Here is a 4,837-nt window from a genome sequence, read left to right on the forward strand (position 1 = left end):
GATCTGGAACCACACTTTCTACTGGAATTGCCTAAGCCCAAATGGCGGCGGCGAGCCAACTGGCGCAGTAGCCGAGGCTATCAATGCAGCATTTGGATCTTTCGCTGACTTCCAAGCTCAGTTCAACGACAAAGCTGTTAACAACTTTGGCTCTAGCTGGACTTGGTTAGTTAAGAATGCAGATGGTTCTTTGGAAATTGTTAACACTAGCAACGCTGGAACGCCGATGACTGAAGGCCAGACTGCCTTGCTAACTGTTGACCTATGGGAACACGCTTACTACATCGACTTCCGTAATGTTCGTCCGAACTACCTGACAGCGTTCTGGAAGCTGGTTAACTGGGAATTTGTTGCAGCAAACCTAGCAGCATAATTCTTCTGAACCTCCTTAGTGACTAAGGAGGTTCAATCTCCCAAGCCTTTAACCAAAGCTCTTAGCTTCATCCCACTTAATAGCAAAACGATAAAATAAGAAACGATTCCGACGACAACCAAAGCTAGCAACTTAGTTATTCGCTCCCAAACACTCATATCAAACCAAATTTCGGTTTCAACATTCATCCAGGAAACCGCCAACACCATCGCAACAACAGCAACAACTATCCGCAGCACAAATAAAGCCCAACCTTCGCTTCTATGATAAACATCACGCTTCACTAAGCCACTCAAAAGCCACAAAGCATTCATCCAAGACGAAAGCGCTGTCGCTAATGCCAAACCTGTATGTTGCAAAGGCCAGATCAGAATCAAATTGAAAACCATGTTGGCACACATCGCCCATATGCCAATCTTTACAGGCGTCTTCATATCTTGTCTTGAAAAGTACCCGGGAGCCAAGACCTTAATCAACATAAATGCCAAGAGCCCTAAGGCATAGGCACGTAAGCTCATTGCCGACATATAGACATCGCGTTGTTCTAATGCACCGTAATAAAATAGCGACGTCACCAAAGGTTCAGCAAGAACAATCAAAGCAACAGCTGCCGGAACGCCCATCAACAGAACTATCCGTATAGCCCAGTCCAGCGTGTCAGAAAAAGCTTTGTGAGACTGACTGCTATGCTTTCGAGACAAACTAGGTAAAATCACTGTCGCAATGGCAATACCGAAAATCCCCAAAGGCAACTCAGCTAAACGATCCGAATAATAAAGCCAAGAAACGCTTCCTGTTTGTAGAAATGACGCTAACACTGTATCGAGCAACAGATTAATCTGGCTTACAGAAACACCAAATAGTGCTGGAACCATCAGTATAAAAATACGTCGAACACCTTCATGACGATAATCCAGGCGTGGCCGAGGCATCAAGCCCATTTTTATCAAGAAGGGAAACTGAAAAAACAGCTGTATCAGGCCTGCAATAAAGACCCCCCATGCCAAGCCCATGACTGGCTCTGTAAATAACGGCGTTAACCAAAGCGCCGCTGATATGAGCACCAAGTTAAGCAAAACAGGTGTAAAAGCGGGTATCGCAAAGTAACCATAGCTATTCAATATTGAACCAGCAAAAGCGGTCAAAGAGATCAACAGCAAATAGGGAAAGGTTATCCTCAACATATCGCTGGCAAGGTTATATTTTTCTGTATCCTCAAGAAAACCCGGAGCAAACAAAGCCGTTAGCCATGGAGCGCCCATGACCGCTAAAGCCGTAATAAGTAGTAATACCAGCCCCAACACACCTGCAACCGAGTTAACCAACTGCCTGACCTCTCGCTCAGTGCGCTGACTACGGTATTCAGATAACACTGGGACAAAGGCCTGGGAAAAAGCACCTTCTGCAAATAGACGCCGAAAGAAATTTGGAATTTTAAAGGCTACAAAAAAGGCATCTGCCCCCGCCGAAGCACCAAACAGGTTTGCTACGACAACATCCCGCACCAAGCCGAAGACCCGGGACAACATAGTCATTACTCCAACAATACCGCTTGAGCGAAGCAAACCACTTGCCTGCTTTGCTTTAATATTGCTCGACACCCCCTCCTTTGGAGCATTTGTTTTATTCTCGTTTTCCATATGCACTCGTAAACCTATTCAGTATCAGCGCGAAGCATACTTGGCTTGATATCAAAAGCAAAGACGCCCTGCCCAGAAACATTTCTCTTTTCAAAGCATGGATAAAAGTTGAATCCGAGTATTTTCCTTCTATGCTTAATAAATTAGCCAATCACTCGTTTATATTACACAGGACTAAGACAATGGACGAACAAGATATTAATCGATTGATGCTGCACTACGAGCAGCTGTATCGGAAGTCGAATAGGGAGATTATTAATCCTGAAATCGAGGCACTTTCTACCAGCGATTTAAAACCCATCGTCAATATCGTGGCCCAGACCCGGGCAGCTTATTTAAAGTTCATGTATGAACTAGGAAAAAAATATGATGATCTTGATGACTCACCGAGTGCCGAGGAATTAAAAAAACTCAAAACCCTGCGCCTTCGCTTTGAAGAGCTTGCTGAAGGAGCAAAAGCTTTTGAGACATCAATTCAGAAGGGCTATCTAGATCTAAAGACTAATTAAGCGACACACTTACAGCTGGGGATTCAGCACCAGCTGTTGATTTTCTTGGTCAATTTTAAACTCAAAACGCTTGAGAATATCCATCCCCAAAAGCCCATCATAAGTAAAGTCAGATAAGGGCAAAACTCCCAAAGTAACATCCCCCATTGATAATCCTCCAAGCGAGACTTGACCCACCTGCACTTTGCTCCCTTTGACGGAGCCATTGGCGGTCTTGAGCAGCAGCTCATCTGCCTCATCTAAAAGGCTAGGCAAATATTCTTGAACAAACTCTGTCTTCACGACAGTCATTGAAGCACCCGTATCAATCATTAGCGACAAACTGTGCTCGTCATTAACAAGCAGCTCAAGCAAATAGTGCTCACCAATAGTTTGCAAGGGAACGATATACTGACTAGAACGGTCTCTAAGTTCAGCAATGGTATTTTCCAATAGCTGAACCTCCTCGCCATATTTAAGGTCATGCCTTGCTGACACAAGGCTTAGTTCAGCCTCATCCCACTCCTCAGAGACAATTAGCCAGTGAGCCAGGGATAAATAATAGGGGGTATACTCTGGCTGAAAACTCACCAACTGCCTAAAGCTCGCAATTAATAAATCATGCTCACCAGCTTTCTCCAGCGTTTGCTCCAGATGTTGCACAAAGTCTTGAACACCATTCAGGTAGGCATCTTCAAACTGAGAGTCCACCAGTAGACGCAAATCGTACAAGTAGACTATTGCGTCCTGAACATTACCTTGAGCAAGTTTTTGCTTGGCAACACTAAAAATGACCTGAAAGTCAGTCTCGGATAGCTGAGCCTTATTCTCAAGCTGATCGGCAAGAAGCTCGATATCGGTCATTTCGGTTTTTGTAGAAGTACTGTCAACAGAATCCAGGCTAGCCGGTTTCTTTAAATTCTGCTCCTTTGAGCGCAAGTTTTTTAGGCGCTGCTCATTTCGAAGCAAATCTCTCTGAGAGCTGGAAACTTGCTGATCGAGACCAGCAAACCAGAACTGCTGCGCTAGCCAACCCAAAGATACTCCAGCACAGAGCGCTAATAAGTAGCCTGACGTTCTATTCAAGATAAGCCCCCTTTCAGACCAGTGATAGCTCACTACACCACTCATGAAGACGCGGACTACCTATTCTGAACTTGAAATATTTTTCTTTGTCTATTCAGATGAACCCGTTGACTTTGGCGCAGTGTCAAATCGTTTAAAGACTGTTTCCGCCAACCTTGGAGTCTGACGTACCGAAACAGCACTATTATCATCACTCAAGGTATTAACAATAGCATACTTGGAATGACGACTAAGTAATTCCTGACCTGAAGCACCCTCTTCCTCCGAGACAGACACGTCATAAGAAAGGACATCCAGCAAGCCCTCAAACAACGGTTCAGCGCCACTCGCTTTCTGATAAAGCACTCCGCCAATAACCGTCTCAACAACATCATTCAATACGCCAAGCTCTGAGCCAAGAGAGCCATCGTTATCGTCAATTTCATACAAGGTAGGTGTCAGCAAGCGTCCTTCATCAAGAACCTGTTCATCAAGCGCTTCCTGATGCGAGGACGTCAATAGATATACTGTCTGCCTATCAGCCTCGTCACCACTCAGGTCAAGCATGCGCACCCATTTACCATCTTCATCGCTTGCCTCAGTACGAATTGAGCCTGAGTCAAGACTAGCATCAGCACATACTCTAGTTAATACCTGATTAGGAGTGCAAAACAGTGCTGTAGATTCAAATTCGGTAAAAGAAGAGAAACACGTACCCTCTGCCAGATCAGCCCCCGTACATCGGTCACTCCCACCACCTTCTTGGGAACCCAGGTCACACTCAACACGAAGGTAGTTTTTATAACACTCATTACTTCTCACCGCTCCTGGAATCAAAGCACTGATATATACGTTGTTATTTTCAACAAAGTGCTCCAGAGCATATAGATCTGATTCAGCACCAAACATAACATGCTCACGTACTGATTTTGGCGCTGACAAAGACTGCTTATAAAAATAACGAACAATCAGATCTTTTTCGAGCATTGATGCAGATAACAACAAGCTGTCTTCAAAAATACTCACTTCATACTTATTCAAGGAATCTGCCAAGTACTGCATATAACCAACGAACTGGGCATCGTTCTCTGTATTATTCAACTCCCCCAAGTGCTCAAAAAACTCGGCAGAACAAATATTTCTGCCAGACTGGCTCACATCATGTTCTTCTTGAGTCTCACACAAGTCTGCAACATCCTGCTCCAACTGACAGCCGAGATCGGCATCACAATCCGTTATAAACTGCCAGGAAGAAGCCGTGACATCATGAG

General features: G+C 44.6%; 5 protein-coding genes. 2 read left to right on the top strand and 3 right to left on the bottom strand.

The window, feature by feature from the left end; translation table 11 throughout:
• Positions 1-373, top strand: a 373-nt coding sequence (locus A3761_RS16735; protein WP_304439621.1) for a superoxide dismutase, incomplete at its 5' end; no start/stop codon positions are given.
• 32 nt (positions 374-405) lie between these two features.
• Here A3761_RS16735 and murJ read toward each other — a convergent pair.
• Positions 406-2,013 carry a murein biosynthesis integral membrane protein MurJ gene (gene murJ / locus A3761_RS16740; RefSeq protein WP_082865483.1) on the bottom strand — a complete coding sequence of 536 codons (1,608 nt, stop codon included), beginning with the start codon at positions 2,011-2,013 and terminating at the stop codon, positions 406-408.
• A 182-nt stretch (positions 2,014-2,195) separates the two neighbouring features.
• Between murJ and A3761_RS16745 the strand changes: the two genes are divergently transcribed.
• Positions 2,196-2,522, top strand: coding sequence for a hypothetical protein (locus A3761_RS16745; protein ID WP_068554914.1), 327 nt, complete (start codon positions 2,196-2,198; stop codon positions 2,520-2,522).
• Between the two features lie 9 nt (positions 2,523-2,531).
• On the opposite strand, the gene A3761_RS16750 is transcribed toward A3761_RS16745, so the two are convergent.
• Both A3761_RS16750 and A3761_RS27815 read right to left on the bottom strand, forming a co-directional pair.
• Positions 2,532-3,587 carry a TIGR02281 family clan AA aspartic protease gene (locus A3761_RS16750; protein WP_197470141.1) on the bottom strand — a complete coding sequence of 352 codons (1,056 nt, stop codon included), beginning with the start codon at positions 3,585-3,587 and terminating at the stop codon, positions 2,532-2,534.
• Positions 3,588-3,677: 90 nt separating this feature from the next.
• The coding region (locus A3761_RS27815) for a hypothetical protein (protein WP_197473081.1) at positions 3,678-4,837 on the bottom strand (1,160 nt) is incomplete at its 5' end.

The sequence above is a fragment of the Oleiphilus sp. HI0123 genome (genome assembly GCF_001635315.1).